Raw genomic sequence first — 23,327 nt, forward strand, 5'->3', positions numbered from 1 at the left:
AATTTTAATGGATTGTTTTGCAAACTATTAGCAAAACAAAAAAAGTCACGGAAAACCTCCCGTGACTTTTTCACTATTAAATTTTCCTGAGTTTAGAAACTGTAAGCTATACGGGTAGCAAACTGGCTTATAGTACCATTTTTCGACCATGCCTCGTACCTTAACCCAATATCGAAACCACCGGCAAAAGTATAACCGATACCCGGCGCGTAAGCAAATGCAGTACCGCCACCGCTTTCGGTAGATTTAGCAGCACCTACCTGGGCCTCGCCATAAAAACCTTCGCTAAAGTAATTTTTAACGCCCACTTTTACAGGTATAAAGCCGGTAGAGGGAATGCCGTTTTTACCCGAGAAACTTGTATAGCCTGCTGAGATGTTAAAATAAGTGCCTTCGCTGATGTTGATATCATACTTTAATGATCCGCCAATAGCAAGGTTGTAAAAATCGCCGAAGGAGCCGGTAGGGATACCTGCTTCGAGGCCAATACTGAATTTAGATGCATCGTTGCTTTTTTGGGCTAAACAAGTAGCCACAGAGCTTCCTACGAAGAGGATCGCTAAAAGGATTTTTTTCATTGTTGTGAGATAAGTGGTTTATGGGTTTATTTCAGCTAATCTAAATAATAATATATCTTATTTCAAAATATTATAAAATAAAGTTTAAATAATACATATATTTTGTTAATATCGTAAAAGCAAAGAGGCCCGGAAAATATTCGCGGGCCTTGTATATAAGTTGTGTTTGCTTAGAAACTGAAACCTAAACGAAGGCTTACCTGGCTTATCGTATCGTATTGCGACCAGCTTTCGTAACGTGCGCCAATATCAAAGCCGCCGGGGAAACTATAGCCAACACCGGGGGCATAAACAAAACCGGTACCACCGCCGCTTTTGGTACATAATACCGCGCCTGCTTGTCCTTCGCCATAAAAGCCTTTATACAAATAATATTTAAGCCCCGCTTTTAAAGGTATAAACCCAACGGCCGGCCACCCATCTTTACCCCTCAGCGATGTATAGCCGCTAGACAGGGTGAAAAACGTACCGGTACTTATCGGGATATCATATTTTAAAGACCCGCCAATGGCTCGCGTAGCAAATAAAACCCCGTCATCGGTTGGTAAACCTAATTCCAGCCCGATACTAAATTTGCCGGCATCGCTGTTTTTTTGCGCTAAACAAGTAGCTGCGGTGCTTCCGGCAAAAAGGATAGCCAACAGAATTTTTTTCATGGTATTACTTTAAGTTATTTGAAAGATACGCCTAAAATTAAAAAAATTAAGCGGGTACAGTTTTCTTGTAAATACAGAAGGCCCGAAGGCTTAACCCCGGGCCTTCTGTATAAAGTTGGGTTTCTTAGAACCTAAAACCAACACGCAGTGCTGCCATGCCAGAGTTGCTGCCGTCTTCCGAAAAACCTTCGTAACGTACACCAGCCTCAAAGCCGCCTTTGAAAGTGTAACCAATACCCGGAGCGTAAACAAATGATGTGCTGCCGCCACTTTCGGTAGAGAAGGCTGCGCCCGCTTGTGCTTCTGCAAAAAAGCCGTCGTTAAAATAGTGTTTTAAACCAGCCTTTACCGGGATAATGCCAACACCAGATTTATCGATACCTAAAGCTTTCAGCGCATCTTTAACATCGCCTTTAATAAAAAAGCGCTGGTAACCTGCCGAACCTGTTAAAAAGGTAGATGTTCCGATTGGGTGTTCATATTTAACAGAAGCGCCTATAGAAGATGAATATAGGTCGCCCAAGCTACCCAGTGGCAGGCCTGCATCTAAACCAATGTTCCATTTGCCACCTTCGGTTGATGATTGCGCGAATGCGCCAATAGATAAACCGCACAACACGGTTAATAGTAAAAGTACTTTTTTCATGATAAAATTTAAATTGTAATAAATGTTTGTACAACATTGCAGGGTACCGTCTGCTGTGCTGCGATTGATAGACGCTTTCGTGAAAGGAACGTTACATGCAATCTTTCAGAAAGACGAAGACAGGTATTTAAGTAGCTGATTTTTATTGGTTTATTTTGCCGCTTATTTGTTGGTTAAGCTTATGAAAATGTGCTCCAGCGTTTTATCACCGTTTTTTTTACGGAGGTTTTGCAGGGTATCATCTGCGGCTATTTTGCCTTTGTTAATGATGATAACCCGGTTGCAAACAGCTTCAACTTCCTGCATAATATGGGTGGAGAGTACGATGGTTTTTGTTTTACCGAGGTCGAGAATGAGCTGGCGGATGCCAATGAGCTGGTTAGGATCCAGGCCGGAGGTGGGCTCATCCAGTATCAGCACCTGCGGATCGTGCAGGATAGCCTGCGCCAGGCCTACGCGCTGGCGGTAGCCTTTAGAGAGCTGGTTTATCTTTTTATGCTGCTCGGGGCCAAGGCCGGTTTGCTCCAATACTTCGGCAATACGTTTTTGGGGTTGGTGCAGTTTATGGATGCCGGCGACAAAGGCCATGCTTTCCTTTACATACATCTCGGTATACAGCGGGTTGCTTTCGGGCAGGTAACCTATGTTGCGCTTTACCTCCAACGGTTCTTTACTGATATCAAAACCGCAAACCGTGGCCGTGCCCGATGTTTGCGGAATAAAGCAGGTAAGCATTTTCATGGTGGTGGATTTGCCCGCGCCGTTTGGGCCCAAAAAGCCCAATACGCCCGGCTCCGCATTAAACGTGATGCCATCCACAGCCTTTTGCTGCCCGTAAGTTTTTGATAAAGCCTGTACCGAAATGCTCATGGCGGTAAAAGTAGAAGTTAGATTTGAGATATGAGATATGAGAAAGAAGAAAACGTTAAGCTGCGTTAGGGATAGAAGTGGAAACCCCGGAATGGAGTCCCCACTTCTATCAGTGGGGGCGGAATGAGGAGTTGCAGCGTATAGCCCGGGCCGAAGGCAACGCCATAATTAGTGAGTGGTTGAATTAGTGAATAGCTTTGAAGTGCGGGCGGGGAGTGGGGTGGTCTTAATTAATGATGTTCATTAAATATCCAACTATAAATTATGGCACCCCCTTCGGGCCTGGCTTTTCAGGGCTTCGCTGCGCTACGGCCCTTCGGGCTAAACCCTTACAATCCCTGGTGCAGAAGATGTTCTTTATAATGCAATATCCTTTTAGATACACTACTTTTCTCTTTAACTCCCCATTCAAATCCGAAATTGAAAATTCGAAATTCGAAATTCCAAAAAAAACTATCTTTGCCTCCATTATGAGCAATTCAACCGACGAACTTTTTAAAAATGTTATATCGCACGCCAAGGAGTATGGCTTTGTTTTTCAGTCCAGCGAAATTTACGACGGACTTAGCGCTGTTTACGATTACGGCCAGGCCGGTGTGGAACTGAAGAACAATATTAAAACCTACTGGTGGAAAGCCATGGTGCAAATGCACGATAACATTGTGGGCCTGGATTCTGCCATATTTATGCACCCCACCATCTGGAAAGCAAGCGGCCACGTAGACGGCTTCAGCGACCCGATGATTGATAATAAGGACAGCAACAAACGCTACCGTGCAGATCAATTGCTGGAAGACCGCATAGCCAAACTGGACGAAGAAGGCAAAACCAGCGAAGCGGAAGAACTGCAGCTGGAGATGGATAAGGCTTTAAAAGCCGAAGACCTGCCGCGTTTAAAGGAGCTGATCATCGAGCAAAATATAAAATGCCCTATCAGCAATACTGCCAACTGGACCGATGTGCGCCAGTTTAACCTGATGTTTAGCACGCAGGTTGGCGCCATTGCCGATGAATCTGATACCATTTACCTGCGCCCGGAAACTGCGCAGGGTATCTTTGTAAACTACCTGAACGTGCAAAAATCGGGCAGGATGAAAATTCCTTTCGGTATTGCGCAAATAGGTAAGGCCTTCCGTAACGAGGTGATTGCCCGCCAGTTTATCATCCGCATGCGCGAGTTTGAGCAGATGGAGATGCAATACTTTGTACGCCCCGGCACACAAAAAGAATGGTTTGAAAAATGGAAGGCTGCCCGCTTACAATGGCACCTTGCCCTGGGTACCGATGCAGCCAAATACCGCTACCACGAGCATACCAAGCTGGCTTTTTATGCCGACGCCGCTTATGATATCGAATTTGATTTCCCGTTCGGCTTTAAAGAGGTGGAAGGTATTCATAGTCGTACCAACTACGACTTGAGCCAGCACGAGAAATTCTCACGCAAGAAAATGCAGTACTTCGACCCGGAGGTTGACCCGGAAACAGGCAAGCCTTTTGGTAACTACATCCCTTACGTTATCGAAACCTCGATAGGTTTGGACAGGATGTTTTTGCTGACCATGATAAACGCTTACGAGGAAGAAGACCTGAGCACCGAGGAGAAACAGGATAGCCGTACCGTGCTGCGCCTGCACCCCTGCCTGGCCCCGGTTAAAGCAGCCATTTTCCCGCTGACCAAAAAAGACGGCCTGCCAGAGAAAGCCCGCGAGATAATGGATAAGCTGAAGCTGGATTTTAACCTGCAATACGAGGAAAAAGATGCCATAGGCAAACGCTACCGCCGCCAGGATGCGATTGGTACGCCGTTCTGCATCACCGTAGATCACCAAACGCTGGAAGACAACACCGTAACCATCCGCCACCGCGACAGCATGGCGCAGGAACGTGTTGCAACCGATGACCTGGATAAGATCATAGGTGAGTTGGTGAGCTGGAAGAATTTGTTGGGGTAAGCAGAAAAGTTTATTCTGTTAATAATACCAAAGAATATATCAGGAGCCTAATTGTTTAACAGTTAGGCTCCTTTTCTTTGTATTTCAACTACCAATTGCCCGTTCTTATACTTGTGCATTTTTTGCCAGGCTTTGGTGGTCCGCCATTTGCGCCATTGCCGTAGGGTAATCAGTTTAAAATCAAGCCCGTCGCCGTTGTCGTAATTGTCTAAATAATAAACATTTAGTGTTTTTGGGTCAACAAAAAGGTGGAAATTAGTGCGCAGCATGTCTGAATTACCGATACCTATCTGCACCTCCCAATAATTTCGCCAGGTAGCGTTGGGGCCGTTAATTATGGCGACCGGATCGTTATGTTTTGCAGTTATTAGAAATTCTTTTACTTCCGGCAGTGCATGTACGGTTTTAAAAACGGCGTTATACGTTTTTGTATGCTTTATCTTTAGGGTGTCCTGGGCGTGAGCGCATAAACCAGATAGCGCTATAAGGAATGTAAGGTAGCCGGTTTTCAATGTGGTAAACTATTTCTCTAAAATTAACACTTTCCCGGCCCTATACAAAGCTTCCTCCTCTTTTATCTTTCGTCCTTCCTCCAAAGTAAGGGGCTTCTCTATCAGCTTATTTAAGTCGGGTTGGCCGGCGTCTACCCAGGCCGAAAACCAAAAGCTGCCTACACTTAGTATGGATTGCCTCATTTTGCGCTGCACCATGCCCGTCAGCATTTTATGGTAGGCTTTGCTGTAGGCCGGTGAATATACTTTTACCATGCGCGTACCGCGCTGCTCCATGGCGTATTTGGTGCTATCGGTAAAGCGCTTGTTTAAGATCCTTTCGAAGCGCAGCACACTATCCACGCTTTTAAAACTGCTGCGGCAAATGCTGAAGGCCTCTGCAAGCGGGTTGCTGATGTAGCGGGCCTTGCCTACATAGTAATTATAGTTATTGCTGAAAAGCTCAGGCAGGCGGCTTTCCCATAGCGAATGTACGCCGGTTTGGCCGGTTAGCTGCCCGTCGTAATTTTCGGTGAGGTGCAGGGGCGTGTGTGCATCAGATATGTAGTGCCCCAAATTGGCGGATATAGTGAGGATGGCGGTAGTATCATGCCGTTTAAAGGCCTTTACCAGCCAGTAGTAGTTGGCGTTGATGATCCAGGGGACGGTGCCGTATTTGTTCAGCGTATCGCTGCTGTACTTGGCGGCGGCATCTATCCAGTGCTGGGGCATGGCTTTAAAGGGCTGTTTGCCGTAATGGTCGGCATCGAAGAAATGGTGCGGTGCTTCCAGCGAATCTACATAGCGCTTTTTATCGGCGCTTACGGCGTGCTCGGTAATATAGCTGATATTGGCCCTGTAAAAGCCCGACATCCCCTTGGGCAGCGTAAAAACAGCGAGCCGGTGAATGCGATAATGCGCGAAGAAACCCCATGAAGTGCAGATGGTGAGGACGGTACAGGCGGTTAAAAAGAGTAGGAGGGAGCGCTTCATCAAGGTTGTCTGAACTCGAATTAAACGAATTTGACGAATTTACAGAATTACAAGCGAGGAGATAGCCGTCGCCTTAACAAATTCCAAAAATTCATGAATTCGTTTAATTCGAGTTCAGACAAAATGCATTAGTGATTGGAAGGGGCAGCCATTGTGTGGAGGCATGCGCGAGGGAAAATGGCCGGAGCGCAGCGCAGCCCTGGAAAGCACGGGCCGAAGGCAACGCCATAATAGTGAGTAGTTAGAATATTTGCCATCCCTTTTTTCTACACATAAAACCACTTACCTAATCAACCAATCACCAATCAACAGCCCTCTGTCCGTTCGTTTTCAGGTGCGGAATTTTGCGGACGGGGCGGACGTTAATCCCCCTTTCTCCTTCATCTTTTAGCCATCATCAAAAAATATATACAATGTGTTTGCAAATTAAATTTTATCAACCTATATTTGCACCTCTAAAAATAAAGAAAGAATAACAAGCTGTACGATGGCAAATCATAAATCATCCTTAAAAAGAATCAGGTCAAACGCTGCGAAGCGTCTGCGCAATAGGTACCAGGCAAAAACCACCAGGAACGCTATTAAGAAATTAAGAGGCACTACCGTTAAGGCTGATGCTGCTCCTTTATTATCAAAAGTGATCTCTATGTTAGATCGTTTGGCTAAAAAGAACGTTATTCACAAAAACAAAGCTTCTAACAACAAATCTAAGCTTACTAAATTTGTAAACGCTTTAAGCTAATCGCTTAATACGATATATTAAAAAGGGGTAGTGCACTAAGCATTACCCCTTTTTTCATTGCCGTCGGTTGAAACCGACGGCAATGAAGGTGGGGGAGAGAACAGCTGAAACACACTTTCGTTGCCGTCTCTTTTAAGAGACGTTATCCGTTGGTTGAAACCAACGGCAATGCAGCCGGGGATGATGGTAACCAAATCCACCTTCATTGCCGTCCCTTTTAAGGGACGGAGCGGTGCGCTTTTTCCATTCTTTTTTGTTGCGATATATTTCTATTTTAGGCTCACAAAAGCTACCCCTTTGGAAGAATACGGTAACAATTTAAGCATAAAAAGCTGGGCCGAGGAAGACCGCCCGCGCGAAAAGCTAAGCGGGCAGGGCCGCCGCGCACTTACCGATGCCGAATTGATAGCCATCCTGATTGGCAGTGGCAGCCGTAACGAAACCGCCGTGGAACTCAGCAAACGCATCCTGCACCATTACGAGAACGACCTGAATAAACTCGGTAAAGCCAGCATCAGCGAGCTTTCTAAATTCAAGGGCATTGGCGAGGCCAAAGCCATCAGCATCATCGCCGCGCTGGAAATTGGCCGTCGCCGTGGCGAAACAGAAACAAAAGCACCCGAAACCCTCACCTGCAGCCGCGATATTTACAACGTAATGCGCCGCCACCTGATGGACCTTAACCATGAGGAATTTTGGATAATACTGGTGAGCCGGTCCTCAAAAGTAATTGGCAAGGAGCTCATCAGCAAGGGTGGCCTTAACGGTACTGTTGCCGATCCGCGTATTATTTACCACGTGGCCATACAGCACCAGGCAAGTAGTATTGTGCTCATTCATAACCATCCCTCGGGTAACTTAAAACCCAGTCGCGAAGATATTTTCCTCACCAAAAAGATGGTGGAGGCCGGCAGACTGCTGGATATTAACGTGCTGGATCATGTGATCATGACGGATAACGGGTACTTCAGCTTTGGGGATGAGGGGATGCTGTAGGGATTTCGAATTTCGGATTTTCGATTTCGGATTGTTAAGAAGGGCGAACCCATTCGGTTTCTTCTAAATCAATTTTTCCTGTGTTATTCATTATTTGAGGGGCGACAACAAAAGATAAGAGTTGATTTTTGCATCCGATATTTGTGCCTTTTACAAAGTCATTCCCAATCACCTCGACTTCAGCTTCGTATTGACAATCAAAAAAGTTCACAAAATCCGTAAAATGGTTATTCATAACAGAAATCGGATAACCTGGCTTATTGTGGCCGCCGGAAGAAAAGTCTAATGCCTTGTCGAAACTGCAGTTTTGTATGTTAAGGCCTTGTAAGAAATAAGAAAAAATAAACTGACAGTCTTTGAAATGAGTGTTTATAAATTTTACGGGTCGACTAAATTGAACCATAATCGCTTCGAAACGTTCAATAATGCAATTTTCAAAAACCACTGTCTTATCCCAATCATCTGAGCCGGGAAGTTTTAATTCGCCAGATACGTAAACGTCTATCAGTGGTAGGCCTGAATCGATAAGATCCATTGCCCGTTCGGCTGTGATGTTATGAATTGGTTGAGCGCTCATTTATGACCAATTTACAGTTTTATTTACAAACAACGCTGTATCTTAAACGTTGTAAAGAAACAAATCAAAAACACACAACACCATGATAGAGCCCGAAGACGACCAATTGCAACAAGACGACCAGCTTAGCCAAACCGAAAACGAAGATCAGGCAAGTCAGCAGGATATTCACTCGAATGGTTTCGATGAAACCAACGAACCCATTGGCGAAATAGACGAAAGCGGCCCATTGCAGCGCGCCTATGATGCAGCCGAATCTGCCTACACCCTCAACCTGGATGATGACGGTGATAGCAAAGACGAGGATTAGTATTTAAATAGGATAAATAATTTCCACGCGTCATTGCGCGGTACCAAGCAATCTCTAAGCTAAGCATTCCGGCTTTGCATATCGGGAGATTGCTTCGTACCTCGCAATGACGCGTTTTTTTTAAATCTAAAATCGTAATTCGTACATCTAAATTCCTTCCTCCTTTCTGCCTAAATTGTATCTTTGCCGATTATCATTCTGCTATAATGAAGATATCGTATAACTGGCTTAAAGAATTTATTGATACAGCTAAAACCCCCGAAGAGATCTCTACGATACTCACCGGTACGGGTTTGGAGGTGGAGAGCCTCGAGAAGGTACAGGCTGTACCCGGCGGACTGGAAGGGCTGGTTATCGGCTACGTGCTGGAGTGCGTGGATCATCCCAACAGCGATCACCTGCATGTTACCAAAGTAGATGTTGGTGGCACAGAACCTCTTAATATTGTTTGCGGCGCTGCTAACGTGGCAGCGGGGCAAAAGGTGGTGGTGGCTACCGTAGGCACAACGGTGCACCCAACCGTCGGCGAACCATTTAAAATAAGCAAATCCAAAATACGCGGCGAGGTATCCGAAGGGATGATCTGCGCCGAAGACGAGATAGGCCTGGGTACCGATCATGCCGGTATTATGGTATTGGATGCTGATGCGCCCGTGGGTACCCCCGCAAAGGCGTACTTTAAACTGAACGACGATTTTATGTACGAGATTGGCCTTACGCCAAACCGTGCGGATGCGGTATCGCACCTGGGTACTGCCCGTGATATCGCCGCGTTCTTGAAGATAGGGATAACCAAACCGGATGTGTCTGCCTTTAAGGTTGATAACAACAGCAGCCCTATTGAGGTTGTGGTAGAGAACGAACAGGCTGCCCCAAGGTATGCCGGTGTAACCATTTCGGGTATCGAAGTAAAAGAATCGCCGCAATGGTTAAAAGAGCGTTTGGCGGTTATTGGCGTGCGGAGCATTAATAACGTGGTAGATGTTACCAACTATGTACTGCACGAACTGGGCCAGCCCCTGCACGCTTTTGATGCAGCCGCTATTACAGGCAACAAGGTTGTAGTTAAAACCGCAGCCGAAGGCACCATATTTAAAACGCTGGATGATGTGCATAGGAAACTATCGGCCGATGACCTGATGATCTGCAACACTGAAGAGCCGATGTGTATTGCTGGTGTATTTGGCGGTGCAAAAAGCGGTGTGAACGCTGCTACTACCAGCATCTTTTTAGAAAGTGCTTACTTCAACGCGGTATCGGTACGTAAAACAGCAAAACGACATGGCTTAAAAACCGATGCATCCTTCCGTTTTGAGCGCGGTACCGACCCGGACATGCCGGTGTTTGCCCTGAAGCGTGCAGCCTTGCTGATACAGCAGGTGGCGGGCGGTGTGGTATCGTCGGAAATTTTCGATAATTACCCTAACCCGGTCGCGCCTTTTGAGATCGAAGTAACTTATAAAACCATCGACAGGCTCATTGGCAAAGCTATCGGTCACGATACCATCAAGGCCATCCTTACCGGGCTGGATATTACCATTGTAACGGAAACCGAAGAGGGTTTAAGCTTAAAAGTGGCCCCTTACCGTGTGGATGTAACGCGCGATGTGGATATTGTGGAAGAGATCCTACGCATTTACGGGTACAACAATATCGAGATCCCGACGCAGATTCGCGCATCCTTAAACAACTCCATCCGGCCCGAAAAAGATACCGTGCAAAACGCGATATCGGACTTGCTGAGCGCCAATGGTTTCAACGAGATCATGAACAACTCGCTCACCAAATCGGCTTATTCCGACGATTTGGAGCATGCAGTTAAAATATTAAACCCGCTGAGCAGCGACCTGGATGTAATGCGCCAGAGTATGCTGTATTCGGGTTTGGAATCTGTCGCCTACAACCAAAACCGACGTGCTTCGGATTTGAAACTATACGAGTTTGGCAAGATCTACAGCTTTGTGGATGAGAAATATGTAGAGGCTCAGCGCTTCTCTATCTTCCTAACCGGCGCTTTCAAAACCGAGCAATGGAACGGGAAGGCGGTAGCAGCATCGTTCTACAATTTAAAGGCGGTGGTTGATGGTATACTGAAAAAACTAAGCATAACCGACTACACCACCGAGGAAGCCACAGCGAACGGTTTAGCTTACGGGCTGCAATACCTGCGCGGTAATAAAGTACTGGTAAGCTTTGGCTCGGTATCGGCAGCAGCCCTTAAAAAGGCCGATGTAGATAAGGAAGTTTTTTATGCCGATTTCGATTTTGATGTGCTATTGAAGCTGGTTCGTAAGAACGTAATTGTGTACCGGGAAGTAAGCAAGTTCCCTGCCGTAAGGCGCGATTTGAGCATGCTGATTGATAAATCGGTATCCTTTGGGCAGTTAAAACAGATCGCTTTAAAAACCGACAAAAAACTGCTGAAAGAAGTGAATGTATTTGATGTGTACGTGGGCGATAAACTCCCGGCAGGCAAAAAATCATATGCCCTCAGCTTTATTTTGCAGGATACCGAGAAAACTTTAACTGATAAGGCAATTGATGCCACGATGCAGAAATTAATTTATAATTTAGACAAAGAAGCAGGAGCGGAGATCAGGAAATAATGAGTGCCGGATTGAATTAGTGAAGGAGTGAATAATTAGAGAATGACTGAGTGAGTTTTAAATATCCACTAAATCACTCATTCGCTAACTCACTAATTCCTTAAATCACTCATTCACTCATTAATTGTCATTCACTAATTCAATAAACCACTAATTAAGAAATGCCTTCAGTAGCAGAACAATTAACAAAAGTTGTATACAAAACCGAGCGGTTAATAGAGCTTTGTGCTGCGCTACAGGAAGAAAACGACCTGCTTAAACTGGAAAGCGATGCCCTTAACGCGGCGCTTGATGCCAGCAAAAACAAGACGAAAGACCTGGAGGAAAAGCTTCGTGTATTGAAACTGGCAAAATCTTTTTCAGAAACAAATGAAAAAAGTGTTGACATTAAGCAAAAAATTAACGACTTTGTGCAGGAAATAGATAAGTGTATTGTATTGCTGAAAAAGTAGTACGAAAAGTGAAAAGCTCAAATGGGAGAAATCTCAATAAAAATAAATATTGCCGACCGTGTTTACCCCTTAAAGGTGAATATGGAAGAAGAAGAGATAATAAGAAGGGCAGCCAAGCTGATCAACGACCGCATAAAGGAGTACCAGGAGAACTATGCGGTTAGGGATAAACAGGATCTGCTTTCGATGTGTGTGCTGCATTACGCAACATCCTCATTAAAAGCGGATAAGAAAGTTACATCGGATGATTCTGAAGTGACGGAAAAGGTTTATCATTTAGATCATCTGCTGACCGATTTTTTTTCTAAACAATAACGTTCTTTAAATATAGCAAGAAGCCAAAAGCACGAAGCAAAAGAATTAATACCTTTTGCCTTTAACCTTTTACCTTTCAGCTAAACAGAGCCATTTAAGATTTAACCGCAGTTAAATTTTAAGTTTTCACTATTAAAAACTTAACGCTTCAATATCTTCGGATCAAAGAGGCATGCGTTGATCGTGTAATTTACGGTAACCCGTGATCCCGAGCCATCCGACCAGAAGTTTTAACAATACATGAACACTTAGAAGTTTAGTTGCGGTTTTTTTTATTTATATAACCTAAGAAATGAACACATTTTTGTACCTGATCATCGGGCTCCTTGTAGGGGTACCGACGGGCATCGTCATAGGCCGCTTCCTTTTACGGAAGCTGTTTAAAGACCAGGAAGTAAACGCCCAGAATAAAGTAAAGAAGATATTAAAGGACGCTGAAAATAACGCCGAGATCCTTAAAAAGAACCGCCAGTTAGAGGCCAAGGAGAAATTTCTTCAGTTAAAAGCCGAGCACGAGCAGGAAGTAAACGCCAAAAATAACGTGCTTAACCAGCGCGAGAACGGCATCAAGCAAAAAGAGCAATCTTTTAACCAGAAGCTGGAGAACATGAACCGAAAGGAGACTGAACTGGATAACGCGCGTAAAAAACTGGAAGCCCAAACCGATATCCTGGCCAAAAAACAGGAAGAAGTAGAGCACCTGAAAAATCAGCACGTTTCCGAACTGGAAACCATTGCAGGCCTAAGCGCCGAAGATGCCAAGAACCAGCTGATTGATAACCTGCGCGAAGAGGCCCGCAGCAAGGCGATGGCGCAGATAAAGGATATTGTAGACGAAGCCAAGCTTACCGCTACCAAAGAGGCTAAAAAGATCGTTATCCAAACCATCCAGCGTACCGCTACCGAAAGCGCTATCGAGAATACGGTATCTATCTTCAATATTGAGAATGACGAAATTAAAGGCCGTATCATTGGTCGTGAAGGTCGTAACATCCGCGCGCTGGAAGCAGCAACCGGTATAGAAATCATTGTGGATGACACCCCCGAGGCCATCATTCTTTCCGGCTTCGACCCGGTACGCCGCGAGATTGCCCGTTTGGCTATGCACCGTTTGGTTACCGACGGTCGTATCCACCCGGCACGTATCGAGGAGGTGGTTGCCAAAACCCGCAAGCAGATAGAAGAAGAAATTGTAGAGATAGGTGAACGTACCGTTATTGATTTAGGTATCACCGGCCTGCACCCGGAGCTGATCCGGATGGTAGGCAGGATGCGTTACCGTTCATCATACGGGCAAAACCTGTTGCAGCACTCGCGCGAGGTAGCCAACTTCTGCGCTACCATGGCAGCAGAATTGGGTCTGAACGTAAAACTGGCCAAACGCGCAGGCTTACTGCACGATATTGGTAAAGTACCTGATGATAACCCGGAACTGCCGCACGCTATTTTGGGTATGCAGTTAGCCGAAAAATATAAGGAACACCCTGAAGTGTGTAATGCCATTGGTGCCCACCACGATGAGGTGGAAATGACCTCGATGCTGTCGCCAATCATACAGGTTTGTGATGCTATATCAGGCGCAAGGCCGGGCGCACGCCGCGAAGTGGTAGAAAGTTACATCAAGCGACTAAAAGAGCTTGAGGAGCTTGCATTATCGTATCCTGGTGTAGAGAAAACATTTGCGATACAGGCAGGCCGCGAACTGCGTGTTGTGGTAGAGAGTGAAAAGATAAGCGATGCCCAAAGCGAAATACTGGCGGCAGATATATCCAACCGCATCCAAACAGAAATGACCTACCCGGGCCAGATAAAGGTTACCGTAATAAGGGAAACCCGCTCGGTAGCATTTGCAAAATAATAAAGCTTAAATTTGAGCCCTCTCCTGCAACGGGGAGGGCTTTTTTATTTTATGGCGAAACCAAAACCCAATACAATAAGACCCGTGCTCCCCAAAAAGGACGAGCGCCCTGTGGATGTTTATTTTAACCGGCTTAATGCAAGTCACCGAAACGCAACCAACCGACTGCTGCATTTTATATGCGTACCATTGATGTTGTTTGGGGCGCTGGGCATAGCCTGGGCGATTCCTTTTCCACACTTCGCTTTTTTAAAGAGCTACAACGAAATGTTTAACTGGGCATCATTCCTCATCGCATTTTGTGTTTATTACACCCTCAAGCTATCGCCAATACTATCATATACTATGCTGCTGGTATTATTCGCCCTGAGCTATGGTGTATCCCAGCTCGCGGTTTGGGAGCATGCCGGTGGTATCCCACTTATTTGGATGGGCACGTTGTTTTTAGCTATCGCCTGGCTGGGCCAATACATTGGCGGCAAAAAAGAAGGTAACGAAGCATCTTTTAGGGATGATGGGCAACTGGTTTTGATCACGCCTATTTGGGTGCTGTATAGTTTGTTTAAGAGGTTTGGGTGGAAGTATTAATGAAAGAAGGGGAAGTCGTTATAGGCTTGGCCGTGCCAACCGCAGTTAACTTCTTGCTACTTTACAACAAGTACGATAAATGGTTTAGCAGCCCTTATAAGTGGTATGCTGTGGCAGGCTTATTTATTGCTGCCATTGCTATGCTGCAATTCTTAAAGTTTAATGATGAAGACTGGTACCTGGCCTTGAGAGCCGCGCTTACCCCGATGGTAATTGCACTATTGGATTATGCTTTTAAAAGATTAAGTCTGTTGGCGCAAGGCAGAGACTATTACTTGTGGTTTAAAGACATGGTTTTTATAAACGAGGATTGGAATTATAGCTTCTTAGATAAATTGTTCACAATTGTTTTAGCTGTATTTATAATGATTATGCCCCTAATTTTGGTTTTAATTTACAGGAAATAGTAGTCATCCGTCATGTTAGCAACAATTGGTTGAAACCGACGGCAATGAAGGTGGGATGCGGGATAGATGCGGGATATTGGAAAGTCAAAGTTGTGGGTTGCCCCACCTTCATTGCCGTCCCATTTATAGGACGGAGGAGGTAGCATAAGCCAGCTTCGGCCAAAAATTAACAATGTCTTTTGCGGCTAAAGCCAAAACATATCGCATTTATCCGTCGGTTAAAACCGACGGCAATGAAGGTGCGGCGCTGATTCGTAATTGCAAAATGCATTACGGCTGTTGTATCAATCTCAAAGAGTTTGCAAACAAAACACCTTCATTGCCGTCCCATTCATGGGACGGAGCGGCAGGCAGAGCCATTTTACATTTTGCTCTACTTGTTGATAATTCGCAATGACGCGGCAGAGAGATATCCTAAATCGCAAAAATCGGTTTAATCCCGGTTACAAATTCTTCCCCAATTTCTCCAATATATCCTGCGGTACTTTCTCCAGATCTAATACCAGGAACCCATCCAAACAATCCGAAAACTTAGGATCGATATTGAAGCTGATGATCTTGGCGTTGAGCTGGATGTATTGGCGAAGGAGTACCGGCACCTTCATATTGTGGGTTTCTATTTCCGATATCAGGTTATCCAGGCCTTTAAAACTGTCGCCGCCGCTCATCAGCAGGTCTGTATCAATGTTCTCAAAATTCACCTTGAATTTTTTGCGGGGTTTTACATATTGCGCCAGTTCATGGTCGAAATGGTTGCGATTGATGTAATCCACAATAAGCGATTTGGAGAACTGTGAAAAGGAATTACTGATGCTCACCGGGCCGATAAGGTAGCGGTAGCGCGGGTTATCCATCAGGAACTTCAGGATGCCTTTCCACAGCAGGAAGAGGGGCAGGGGCTTTAGCTGGTATTCCTTACGGATCCACGAGCGGCCCAATTCCAGGCTTTTCTTCAATATGGGGGTAAATTGCTCTTTTAATTTAAACAGCTCGTTTACATAAAAACCCCTTTTGCCCACACTGTAAAAGATCTCATCGCCCAAGCCAATGCGGTAAGCGCCAACGATCATCTTTGCCTCCATGTCCCAGATGAACAAGTGATGGTAGTAAATATCGTACTCGTCCAGGTCGGTAGCTTTATTGGTACCCTCGCCAACCTCGCGGAAGGTAACCTCGCGCAGTCGGCCTATCTCGCGGATAGTACACGGTATCTCGGAAGTGGGGGCGATGAACACTTCGTAGTTTTTCTCCGTCCATACTTTATAATGCTCGCGCAGGGGGGCGATTTCTGCTTCCAGCTTATCGGTCAGGGTTTCGGGCACAATGGCCTCGGGCAGTTGTTTTATCTTGAAAAGGTTGCGCGGGTTGAAGATTTTTTTCTCCTCGTCTAACCCCGCACCAAGGGCATAGGTTTTTGCGCGAAGGTAATTGAGCACTTTTGCGCTATTGGTATTATCGGGTATATCGGCAACCTTAATGGGCTTGCCAATGCGCAGTTTAATGGTATGCCCCTGTTTGTTAAATAGCTCGGATGGTAGCTTGGCAGTACGCAGGGCAGGGTGAATGAGGCTAAGCAAGTTAAACAGCAGGCCATTATTACCATGAAAATAGATAGGTACCACGGGCACCTTAGCTTTGGCGATGATCTTACCCACTACGGGGTGCCACAGGCGGTCGGTAACCTCTTTTTTCTCCATCTTAAAGGTAGATACCTCCCCGGCCGGGAAGATGCCTATAGGCGTGCCGCTATTCAGCAGTTCGAGCGTATTTTTTAAGCCGCTAATGCTGGAGGAGTGCTCCACATTTTCAAAGGGGTTTACGGCTACAAAGTAGTCGGCAAGGTTAGGGATCTTTTTCAGCAGAAAGTTGGCCATCAACTTTGCATCGGGCCGTGCCATGCAAAGGATCTTCAGCAGCACCATACCCTCAATACCGCCGTAAGGGTGGTTGGCAATGGCTATAAAGGCGCCATTCTTGGGGATGTGGCGCAGTTCGCGTTCGTCAAAATCTATTTCTATACCGCAGCCTTTTAAAATAGCATCAACAAACTCGGGGCCTTGTTTGGGCTGGGCCTGGGCAAACAGATCGTTCACCTGATTAATTTTCATCAGTTCCATCAGCAGGGAGGCCAAGCCGGGCATCTTTAGTTTGTCCAGTTTTGTTGCTTTGGCAAATTCCTCGGTGGTTATAACTTTCATCCTTAATAAACGGATTAAATGATTGTAAAATTATTACTTTAACGGTTGTAAAGCATTGTTATGAAAGCGCAGTTAAAAAATTACCTATCCCTTACCAAAAAAGAATGGAACGGTATGCTTGTGCTGGTTATTTTGATAATTGCAGTTTTAGCTGCGCCCTACGTTTATCAATGGTACCACAAAGATAATACAATTAATGCTAAAGAATTTGATACGGCGCTGGCGCAGCTCAATAAAGCCAATCCGGGCGGCGCACGGGCTTATAGCAACCCGGCTTCGCAAAAGCCGCCAACCCGCACGCTTTTTAAATTCAATCCCAATAACCTGCCAGCCGCACAATGGAAACTGCTGGGGCTAAGCGATAAGCAAATTTCCATCCTGAAAAACTACGAAGCAAAAGGAGGAAGATTTTACAAGTCGGCCGATCTGAAAAAAATATACGGCATTACCGATGCGGATTATAAAGCGCTGGAGCCTTACATCGATTTACCCGAAACGGAGGTTAAGCATTTGCTTGTTGAGCTTAATACTGCTGATTCTGCAAAACTTACCTCGCTGGATGGCATCGGCCCGGCATTTGCCAAACGCATTATTTACTACCGGGAACGCCTGGGTGGTTTTATAAATAAAGAACAACTAACGGAGGTGTACGGCCTGGACGAATTGAAGTATGCAGAGATAAAAGACCAGTTAAAAGTTGATGCTTCGCGGATCAGGAAGATAGATATCAACACCATTAGTTTTGATAAATTAAGATTGATGCCCTACCTCGATTACAAACAGGTGAACGCTATCATCGAATATCGCAACCAGCATGGTAATTTTACATCGGTAGCGGATTTAAAGAACATCGCCATTTTAAACAACCAGATTTTGCAAAAAATAACTCCTTATTTGGTAATAAAATAGAAATTCAAGGGAGTTTTTTGCGTAAAATTGAACCATATTAAGCTATAAATGATACAGCAACAAATAAAAGCCGCCATTCGTGATATCCATGATTTCCCTAAGCCCGGCATCATATTTAAAGATATCACCCCGATACTGAAGGACCCCTCGCTATGCGATAGCATTGTTGATGCCTTTGCGGAAGGATTGAAGGATGCTAAAATAGATGCCATTGCGGGTGTGGAAAGCCGTGGGTTTTTATTCGGCTTAACGCTGGCCACCAGGCTGGGCGTACCCTTTTTACCCATACGAAAGGCAGGTAAGCTGCCGCATACCGTAACGCAAAAGGTTTACGAACTGGAGTACGGCACCGCCACCATAGAAATCCACACAGATGCTTTTAAACCCGGCGACCGCATCCTCATTCACGACGACCTTTTAGCCACCGGCGGCACCGTAACCGCAGCCAGCGAACTGATACAGGATATGGGTGGGGTAGTAGCCGGTTTTACCTTTGTGGTGGGCCTCGGCTTTTTAAACGGACTGGAAAAGATAAGCCCCATCAGCGATAATATTATGGTACTTGCCAATTATTGATATTTTTTTAACAAAACCCGTCTATATTAACCCTTATATTTTCGGGCTGTTTAGATGCCAAAAAACCTCTAATTATTAAAATTAGAGGGTTTTTGTGTTATAAAAAATTCAAAAAGATTAATATCGGTGCGTCATGCCATAAATGTATTATAATTTCATCCAATAAATAGTGCCGTGGGTTTGCCTGCGATACATTTAAAAACGGCAATCAACCCTGCCGCATCCAATTATATACTAAACCATTTCCCGAAGAGAATGAAGATCATTAACCGCTGTATTGCCCTTGCTGTATTTTTTGCGGCCTGCACTCAACTGGCTTCCGCCCAAACCCTGTTAAAAAGAGTTGGTAAAGTTACCAGTGTGACGGTAAACAACCAGGAAGTTGATATTAAAACCGAGAATGCTTTTATAAAAGTTGCCGTATACAGCCCCAACATTATCAGGGTACGTATGGATAAACAGCAATTAGCAGAAGATTTTTCGTACGCCGTTATTGCTAAACCACAAACCACCAAAGTAACGGTTACCCAAAACGATAACGAGATAAACCTTACTACCGATTCGCTGAAGGTTAACATCAAAAAGAACCCATACGCCATTACCTTCACAACATTAGCCGGCGAGGTAATAAACCAGGATGAAGCCGGCTTAAGCACCTCGTGGGTGAGCGAAAATGTTACTACCTACAAGCACATGCAGGATGGCGAACACTTCATAGGCCTTGGCGAAAAGACAGGTCCGCTTGATCGCCGCGGGAATGCTTATACGCATTGGAACAGCGATGTATTCGCGTATTCTGCCGGGCAGGATCCTTTGTATTCTACCATCCCGTTCTATATAGGCGTGCACCACAATGTGCAGTACGGTATTTTTATGGATAACACCTGGCAGTCTGATTTTAACTTCGGTGCCAGTAACAATCGTTTCTCATCGTTTGCTGCAAAAGGTGGCGAAATGAACTATTATTTCATCTACAATAGCAAACTGGCGGATATCATCACATCGTACACCTGGCTTACGGGCCGTATAAAAATGCCACCATTGTGGAGCCTTGGTTACCAGCAGAACCGATACAGCTATTACCCAGATACCGAAGTGTACCGCGTAGCCAACACCCTTCGCGAGAAAAAGATCCCTGCAGATGGTATTACGCTGGATATCCACTACATGGATAAGTATAAAGTGTTTACCTGGGATAAAAGCCGTTTCCCCGATCCCGCTGGTTTAACCAAAAAGTTGAAAGATATGGGCTTTAGGGTAACCCTTATTGTTGACCCGGGTGTAAAAGAAGAAAAGGGCTACGGCGTTTACGACCGTGGTATCGCTGCAGACATCTTTGCCAAATACCCCGACAGTACCAACTATACCGGGCAGGTTTGGCCGGGCTGGTGTAACTTCCCCGATTTTACAAACCCTAAGGGCCGCGAATTTTGGGCGAAGGAATTGAAGGCATATGCTGCAGATGGCGTAAGCGGAATTTGGAACGACATGAACGAATTTAGCACATGGGGCCAAAAAGCGCCGGATAATATCTTCTTTAATTACGAAGGTAAAGGCGCATCGCACCTGCAAATACATAACGTGTACGGCCTGGAGATGATCCGCAGCAGTTACGAAGGGTACCGCGCGGCTTTGGGCGGCAACAAGCGCCCTTTTGTGTTAACCCGCTCGGGCTATGCAGGTTTACAGCGCTTTGCCGCCATGTGGACAGGCGATAACCGCGCCGAAGACAGCCACATGATGGCAGGCATCCGCCTTATGAACAGCCTTGGGCTAAGCGGCGTACCTTACACAGGTATGGATGTTGGTGGTTTTACAGGCGGCGCGTCGCCACAATTATATGCCCGCTGGATGCAGATTGGTGCATTTAACCCGTACATGCGGAACCACACCCAAATCAATACCAAATCATCCGAGCCATGGGCTTATGGCGAGGAAGTTTTGGAAATAACCCGTAATTATATCAACCTGCGTTATAAATTATTGCCGTATCTGTATTCATCGTTTTACGAGGCTAAAGAGAATGGCAAACCAATTATGCGCTCGCTGGCTATTGATTATACGCATGATGAAAATGTGTACAACGGTACCTACGAAAATCAGTACATGTTTGGCCAGGCATTTTTGGTGTTACCGTTTGATAGCCAAACACAGATAGGCAGGGCGTACTTCCCGGCGGGTAAATGGTACGATATGTATACCGGCGCAGTGCAGCAGGGCAATACCAAACTCAATATTGATTTGGGTATGAGCAAATTGCCGGTATATGTAAAGGAAAGCAGCATTATCCCAATGCAATCGCTGATACAAACAACTGCCGAAAAGCCAACCGATACCTTAACGGTACATGTTTACAAAGGCGATATCAACAACAAGTTTTTTTATTACGAGGATGATGGCGAAAGCTACGACTACGAAAAAGGCGATTTCTACAAAAGAACCATTGTTTACGATGCGGTAAAAAAAGCCATCACTTTTGGTAAACCGGAGGGCTCTGCAAAATCTAAGTTCAACAACATAAAATTGGTATTGCATGGTTTTAATGCAACGGCCATTAAGTTAAACGGCAAGCAGTTTAAAGCTACCGACGATTTTAGCGCGCTGATGGTGCCTATCTCACGTTTCGACCCGACGGGCCTGTCAAACCCGGTTGAAGGTGAAAGCGTAAAGAGCGTTTTAATTAAGAATAGCGACGGACAGTTTGCCATTAGCTACTAAGAAATATACTGATCTTATAAAAACCCAGCCTGCAGTTTAAAAAACTGCGGGCTTTTAGTGGTTATTGCCCTCAAAACCGATTTGCTTAATTGTAAAATTCGAAACCCTAAACAACAACGCGTTAAGGACTCGCTAATAAAAATTAAAATTCATAACCATTATAGCAAAAACACCCTGATGGCTATGAACTTGTTTAGGGTTTAATTTTTAGTTATTAACTTTAATCCGCTATTGAACCAATTTATGAGGCTATTTTTACTATTCTTCTTCATGTTGTTTAATGTGGTATCCGCCTTTTCGGCGGATAAAGACAGCCTGATTGCCGAATTGAAGACCCAAATAGCTAAAAAGGATGTTTACGATAGTGCCAAACAACTCCGCATTAAAAACCTTAGCCGCCTTCATCAACAAATTTCCAAGATAGATTACGAAGGGCAGTACAGCATTTGCCTTAAACTATATGATGAGTATAAATCGTACCAGTACGATTCGGCTTACGTGTATGTAAATAAGCTTAAAAACCTTAGCGTGAGTATGAACGATATGTCGCGCGCGTATTACAGCCAAATAAAGCTCGGGTTTATACTGCTGTCGTCGGGCATGTTTAAAGAGACCTTTGACTGCATGAAACGGGTAAATCCCAAATTGCTTAATGATAGCATGAAGGTGGAGTACTATTTTATTATGTACCGCTGCAACAGCGATCTGGCAAAGTATAATAGCGACAAGTACTTTTCGCCCGATTATCTTACCGCCAGTAACGCTTACATAGATTCGGCCATTAAACTCAGTAAGGTGGGCTCGGTCGATCGTATCTACTACTCGGGGCTTGGGCACGTAGGCGCTAACGATAATTACAACGGTTCGCAGGAATTAAGCAAATTAGTGAGGCCCGGTGTGCCTATTTCTATGCACCTGCGCGCCATGATCAGTTGTTCCCTTGGGCAGATATACATTAATTCTGACAGGAAGGAAGAAGGTATCAACCTTTTAATTCAATCGGCTATTGCCGATATTAAGTCGTCTACGAAGGAAACCGTTGCGCTTTTTACCCTGGCCGAACAGCTTTACAAAACCGGTAACATAAAAGATGCCTACAGTTTTGTACAATTGGCCAAGGCCGATGCGGATTTTTACGGAGCGAGGCAACGTAAGATCCAGATAGGGGCCATTTTGCCGCTTGTAGCTGCCGAAGAACTAAGCCACTCGGAAAGCGAAAAGAACAGGATCCTGGTGTTTTTGCTGGCGATAACCGCCCTGGCCTCGCTGGTAATATTATTTTTAATAATGATATACAAGCAGTTAGGCAAGCTTAAGCACAAGGAGCGCATTATCGAAGATAAAAACGTGCAGCTAAAGCAGGTAAATTACAAATTGATAGAAGACGCGCATATCAAGGAGGAATACATAGGGCAGTTTTTTAAGATCATATCGGGCTATATATTAAAGCTCGAAAAGCTGAAGATGTCTGTAGATACCAAGTTGTCCATCAAAAAGTACGACGATATAAGATTGATTGTCAATAATATAAATATTAAAAAGGAGCGGGAAGTGCTGTATCACAGTTTCGACCATATCTTTTTAAAGATCTTCCCAAATTTCATATCGGTATTTAATTCGCAGTTTGAAGAGAAAGACCAGATATGGCCCCAGGAGCATGAGGTGCTGAATACCGATCTCAGGATATTTGCATTGATAAGGATGGGTATAAACGATAACGAAACGATTGCCAAAATACTGGAATATTCGGTTAATACCATTTATGTGTACAAAATGCGTATAAAGGCGAAATCAAAAAACCCCGAACAATTTGAACACCGCATCATGGATATAAAAGCCGTTGATTCGGTTGAATAGGTAAACGTGTGTTTAAAGCCATATCTGGCACT

At 44.9% G+C, this 23,327-nt stretch carries 24 protein-coding genes; 15 read left to right on the forward strand and 9 right to left on the reverse strand.

The genetic code is table 11. The features are described 5' to 3' along the window. Nucleotides 1-92: 92 nt before the first annotated feature. From IDJ77_RS10210 to IDJ77_RS10225, 4 genes are all read right to left on the reverse strand, one after another. Entirely contained in the window at nucleotides 93-578 is a 486-nt protein-coding gene (locus IDJ77_RS10210) for a hypothetical protein (protein WP_191188837.1), read from the reverse strand. A 170-nt stretch (nucleotides 579-748) separates the two neighbouring features. Then, nucleotides 749-1,234, reverse strand: a complete 486-nt coding sequence (locus tag IDJ77_RS10215) for a hypothetical protein (RefSeq protein ID WP_191188838.1) — start codon at nucleotides 1,232-1,234, stop codon at nucleotides 749-751. A gap of 124 nt (nucleotides 1,235-1,358) precedes the next feature. Further along, a complete protein-coding gene (locus IDJ77_RS10220) occupies nucleotides 1,359-1,880 on the reverse strand; it encodes an outer membrane beta-barrel protein (protein ID WP_191188839.1) in 522 nt (173 codons plus the stop codon). Between the two features lie 162 nt (nucleotides 1,881-2,042). Then, nucleotides 2,043-2,750 carry an ATP-binding cassette domain-containing protein gene (locus tag IDJ77_RS10225; RefSeq protein WP_191188840.1) on the reverse strand — a complete coding sequence of 236 codons (708 nt, stop codon included), beginning with the start codon at nucleotides 2,748-2,750 and terminating at the stop codon, nucleotides 2,043-2,045. Nucleotides 2,751-3,220: 470 nt separating this feature from the next. Between IDJ77_RS10225 and IDJ77_RS10230 the strand changes: the two genes are divergently transcribed. After that, nucleotides 3,221-4,702, forward strand: a complete 1,482-nt coding sequence (locus IDJ77_RS10230; protein ID WP_191188841.1) for a glycine--tRNA ligase — start codon at nucleotides 3,221-3,223, stop codon at nucleotides 4,700-4,702. 62 nt (nucleotides 4,703-4,764) lie between these two features. Here the strand turns inward: IDJ77_RS10230 and IDJ77_RS10235 are convergent, their stop codons facing one another. Together IDJ77_RS10235 and IDJ77_RS10240 are read right to left on the reverse strand one after the other, a co-directional pair. After that, the gene (locus IDJ77_RS10235) at nucleotides 4,765-5,214 is read right to left on the reverse strand and encodes a hypothetical protein (RefSeq protein ID WP_191188842.1); all 450 of its coding nucleotides are present in this window, start codon (nucleotides 5,212-5,214) and stop codon (nucleotides 4,765-4,767) included. Between the two features lie 9 nt (nucleotides 5,215-5,223). Continuing rightward, nucleotides 5,224-6,186: a zinc dependent phospholipase C family protein gene (locus IDJ77_RS10240; protein WP_191188843.1), complete on the reverse strand. Its 963-nt coding sequence runs from the start codon at nucleotides 6,184-6,186 to the stop codon at nucleotides 5,224-5,226. 487 nt (nucleotides 6,187-6,673) lie between these two features. Between IDJ77_RS10240 and rpsT the strand changes: the two genes are divergently transcribed. After that, nucleotides 6,674-6,928: a 30S ribosomal protein S20 gene (gene rpsT, locus IDJ77_RS10245; protein WP_191188844.1), complete on the forward strand. Its 255-nt coding sequence runs from the start codon at nucleotides 6,674-6,676 to the stop codon at nucleotides 6,926-6,928. A 35-nt stretch (nucleotides 6,929-6,963) separates the two neighbouring features. On the opposite strand, the gene IDJ77_RS10250 is transcribed toward rpsT, so the two are convergent. Continuing rightward, nucleotides 6,964-7,134 carry a hypothetical protein gene (locus IDJ77_RS10250; protein WP_191188927.1) on the reverse strand — a complete coding sequence of 57 codons (171 nt, stop codon included), beginning with the start codon at nucleotides 7,132-7,134 and terminating at the stop codon, nucleotides 6,964-6,966. A gap of 91 nt (nucleotides 7,135-7,225) precedes the next feature. On the opposite strand from IDJ77_RS10250, the gene radC reads away from it, so the two are divergent. Further along, complete coding sequence (radC, locus tag IDJ77_RS10255; RefSeq protein ID WP_224751037.1) at nucleotides 7,226-7,924, forward strand: RadC family protein; 699 nt, start codon at nucleotides 7,226-7,228, stop codon at nucleotides 7,922-7,924. 34 nt (nucleotides 7,925-7,958) lie between these two features. On the opposite strand, the gene IDJ77_RS10260 is transcribed toward radC, so the two are convergent. Further along, the gene (locus IDJ77_RS10260; RefSeq protein WP_191188845.1) at nucleotides 7,959-8,501 is read right to left on the reverse strand and encodes a hypothetical protein; all 543 of its coding nucleotides are present in this window, start codon (nucleotides 8,499-8,501) and stop codon (nucleotides 7,959-7,961) included. A gap of 82 nt (nucleotides 8,502-8,583) precedes the next feature. Here IDJ77_RS10260 and IDJ77_RS10265 point away from each other — a divergent pair, with 82 nt between their 5' ends. The 8 genes from IDJ77_RS10265 to IDJ77_RS10300 all read left to right on the forward strand — a co-directional run bounded on the left by IDJ77_RS10265 (nucleotide 8,584) and on the right by IDJ77_RS10300 (nucleotide 15,434). Continuing rightward, complete coding sequence (locus IDJ77_RS10265) at nucleotides 8,584-8,811, forward strand: hypothetical protein (RefSeq protein WP_191188846.1); 228 nt, start codon at nucleotides 8,584-8,586, stop codon at nucleotides 8,809-8,811. Nucleotides 8,812-9,017: 206 nt separating this feature from the next. Further along, nucleotides 9,018-11,417 carry a phenylalanine--tRNA ligase subunit beta gene (gene pheT / locus IDJ77_RS10270; RefSeq protein ID WP_191188847.1) on the forward strand — a complete coding sequence of 800 codons (2,400 nt, stop codon included), beginning with the start codon at nucleotides 9,018-9,020 and terminating at the stop codon, nucleotides 11,415-11,417. 161 nt (nucleotides 11,418-11,578) lie between these two features. Continuing rightward, nucleotides 11,579-11,869 (forward strand): hypothetical protein, encoded by a 291-nt coding sequence (locus tag IDJ77_RS10275; RefSeq protein ID WP_128531645.1) that lies wholly within the window; start codon nucleotides 11,579-11,581, stop codon nucleotides 11,867-11,869. A 21-nt stretch (nucleotides 11,870-11,890) separates the two neighbouring features. Next, a complete protein-coding gene (locus IDJ77_RS10280; protein WP_128531644.1) occupies nucleotides 11,891-12,184 on the forward strand; it encodes a cell division protein ZapA in 294 nt (97 codons plus the stop codon). A gap of 292 nt (nucleotides 12,185-12,476) precedes the next feature. After that, the gene (gene rny, locus IDJ77_RS10285; RefSeq protein ID WP_191188848.1) at nucleotides 12,477-14,042 is read left to right on the forward strand and encodes a ribonuclease Y; all 1,566 of its coding nucleotides are present in this window, start codon (nucleotides 12,477-12,479) and stop codon (nucleotides 14,040-14,042) included. Nucleotides 14,043-14,093: 51 nt separating this feature from the next. Beyond that, on the forward strand, nucleotides 14,094-14,630 hold the full coding sequence (locus IDJ77_RS10290) for an Mpo1 family 2-hydroxy fatty acid dioxygenase (RefSeq protein WP_191188849.1): 537 nt from the start codon (nucleotides 14,094-14,096) through the stop codon (nucleotides 14,628-14,630). Next, nucleotides 14,630-15,037, forward strand: coding sequence for a hypothetical protein (locus tag IDJ77_RS10295; RefSeq protein WP_191188850.1), 408 nt, complete (start codon nucleotides 14,630-14,632; stop codon nucleotides 15,035-15,037). Before IDJ77_RS10290 ends, IDJ77_RS10295 begins: the two co-directional genes overlap by 1 nt. Nucleotides 15,038-15,209: 172 nt before the next feature. Then, nucleotides 15,210-15,434, forward strand: a complete 225-nt coding sequence (locus tag IDJ77_RS10300) for a hypothetical protein (protein ID WP_191188851.1) — start codon at nucleotides 15,210-15,212, stop codon at nucleotides 15,432-15,434. A 46-nt stretch (nucleotides 15,435-15,480) separates the two neighbouring features. Here IDJ77_RS10300 and IDJ77_RS10305 read toward each other — a convergent pair whose 3' ends face one another. Continuing rightward, nucleotides 15,481-17,235, reverse strand: a complete 1,755-nt coding sequence (locus IDJ77_RS10305) for a lysophospholipid acyltransferase family protein (RefSeq protein WP_191188852.1) — start codon at nucleotides 17,233-17,235, stop codon at nucleotides 15,481-15,483. 60 nt (nucleotides 17,236-17,295) lie between these two features. Here IDJ77_RS10305 and IDJ77_RS10310 point away from each other — a divergent pair, with 60 nt between their 5' ends. The 4 genes from IDJ77_RS10310 (at nucleotide 17,296) to IDJ77_RS10325 (ending at nucleotide 23,295) form a co-directional block, all read left to right on the forward strand. Further along, entirely contained in the window at nucleotides 17,296-18,144 is an 849-nt protein-coding gene (locus IDJ77_RS10310) for a helix-hairpin-helix domain-containing protein (protein ID WP_191188853.1), read from the forward strand. Nucleotides 18,145-18,192: 48 nt separating this feature from the next. Further along, nucleotides 18,193-18,720 (forward strand): adenine phosphoribosyltransferase, encoded by a 528-nt coding sequence (locus IDJ77_RS10315; RefSeq protein ID WP_191188854.1) that lies wholly within the window; start codon nucleotides 18,193-18,195, stop codon nucleotides 18,718-18,720. Nucleotides 18,721-18,975: 255 nt separating this feature from the next. Next, entirely contained in the window at nucleotides 18,976-21,438 is a 2,463-nt protein-coding gene (locus tag IDJ77_RS10320) for a glycoside hydrolase family 31 protein (protein ID WP_191188855.1), read from the forward strand. A 243-nt stretch (nucleotides 21,439-21,681) separates the two neighbouring features. Then, a complete protein-coding gene (locus IDJ77_RS10325) occupies nucleotides 21,682-23,295 on the forward strand; it encodes a DUF6377 domain-containing protein (protein ID WP_191188856.1) in 1,614 nt (537 codons plus the stop codon). Nucleotides 23,296-23,327 lie beyond the last annotated feature (32 nt).

Origin of the sequence: Mucilaginibacter pankratovii (genome assembly GCF_014773265.1) — a bacterium.
GTDB lineage: Bacteria > Bacteroidota > Bacteroidia > Sphingobacteriales > Sphingobacteriaceae > Mucilaginibacter > Mucilaginibacter pankratovii.

What these genes read in the sequence shown, in the direction of transcription:
- IDJ77_RS10210 (WP_191188837.1), bottom strand. Translation starts at nt 578, where the DNA reads ATGAAAAAAATCCTTTTAGCGATCCTCTTCGTAGGAAGCTCTGTGGCT.
- IDJ77_RS10215 (WP_191188838.1), bottom strand. Translation starts at nt 1,234, where the DNA reads ATGAAAAAAATTCTGTTGGCTATCCTTTTTGCCGGAAGCACCGCAGCT.
- IDJ77_RS10220 (WP_191188839.1), bottom strand. Translation starts at nt 1,880, where the DNA reads ATGAAAAAAGTACTTTTACTATTAACCGTGTTGTGCGGTTTATCTATT.
- IDJ77_RS10225 (WP_191188840.1), bottom strand. Translation starts at nt 2,750, where the DNA reads ATGAGCATTTCGGTACAGGCTTTATCAAAAACTTACGGGCAGCAAAAG.
- IDJ77_RS10230 (WP_191188841.1), top strand. Translation starts at nt 3,221, where the DNA reads ATGAGCAATTCAACCGACGAACTTTTTAAAAATGTTATATCGCACGCC.
- IDJ77_RS10240 (WP_191188843.1), bottom strand. Translation starts at nt 6,186, where the DNA reads ATGAAGCGCTCCCTCCTACTCTTTTTAACCGCCTGTACCGTCCTCACC.
- rpsT (WP_191188844.1), top strand. Translation starts at nt 6,674, where the DNA reads ATGGCAAATCATAAATCATCCTTAAAAAGAATCAGGTCAAACGCTGCG.
- IDJ77_RS10250 (WP_191188927.1), bottom strand. Translation starts at nt 7,134, where the DNA reads ATGAAGGTGGATTTGGTTACCATCATCCCCGGCTGCATTGCCGTTGGT.
- IDJ77_RS10260 (WP_191188845.1), bottom strand. Translation starts at nt 8,501, where the DNA reads ATGAGCGCTCAACCAATTCATAACATCACAGCCGAACGGGCAATGGAT.
- IDJ77_RS10265 (WP_191188846.1), top strand. Translation starts at nt 8,584, where the DNA reads ATGATAGAGCCCGAAGACGACCAATTGCAACAAGACGACCAGCTTAGC.
- pheT (WP_191188847.1), top strand. Translation starts at nt 9,018, where the DNA reads ATGAAGATATCGTATAACTGGCTTAAAGAATTTATTGATACAGCTAAA.
- IDJ77_RS10275 (WP_128531645.1), top strand. Translation starts at nt 11,579, where the DNA reads ATGCCTTCAGTAGCAGAACAATTAACAAAAGTTGTATACAAAACCGAG.
- IDJ77_RS10280 (WP_128531644.1), top strand. Translation starts at nt 11,891, where the DNA reads ATGGGAGAAATCTCAATAAAAATAAATATTGCCGACCGTGTTTACCCC.
- rny (WP_191188848.1), top strand. Translation starts at nt 12,477, where the DNA reads ATGAACACATTTTTGTACCTGATCATCGGGCTCCTTGTAGGGGTACCG.
- IDJ77_RS10290 (WP_191188849.1), top strand. Translation starts at nt 14,094, where the DNA reads ATGGCGAAACCAAAACCCAATACAATAAGACCCGTGCTCCCCAAAAAG.
- IDJ77_RS10295 (WP_191188850.1), top strand. Translation starts at nt 14,630, where the DNA reads ATGAAAGAAGGGGAAGTCGTTATAGGCTTGGCCGTGCCAACCGCAGTT.
- IDJ77_RS10300 (WP_191188851.1), top strand. Translation starts at nt 15,210, where the DNA reads ATGTCTTTTGCGGCTAAAGCCAAAACATATCGCATTTATCCGTCGGTT.
- IDJ77_RS10305 (WP_191188852.1), bottom strand. Translation starts at nt 17,235, where the DNA reads ATGAAAGTTATAACCACCGAGGAATTTGCCAAAGCAACAAAACTGGAC.
- IDJ77_RS10310 (WP_191188853.1), top strand. Translation starts at nt 17,296, where the DNA reads ATGAAAGCGCAGTTAAAAAATTACCTATCCCTTACCAAAAAAGAATGG.
- IDJ77_RS10315 (WP_191188854.1), top strand. Translation starts at nt 18,193, where the DNA reads ATGATACAGCAACAAATAAAAGCCGCCATTCGTGATATCCATGATTTC.
- IDJ77_RS10320 (WP_191188855.1), top strand. Translation starts at nt 18,976, where the DNA reads ATGAAGATCATTAACCGCTGTATTGCCCTTGCTGTATTTTTTGCGGCC.
- IDJ77_RS10325 (WP_191188856.1), top strand. Translation starts at nt 21,682, where the DNA reads ATGAGGCTATTTTTACTATTCTTCTTCATGTTGTTTAATGTGGTATCC.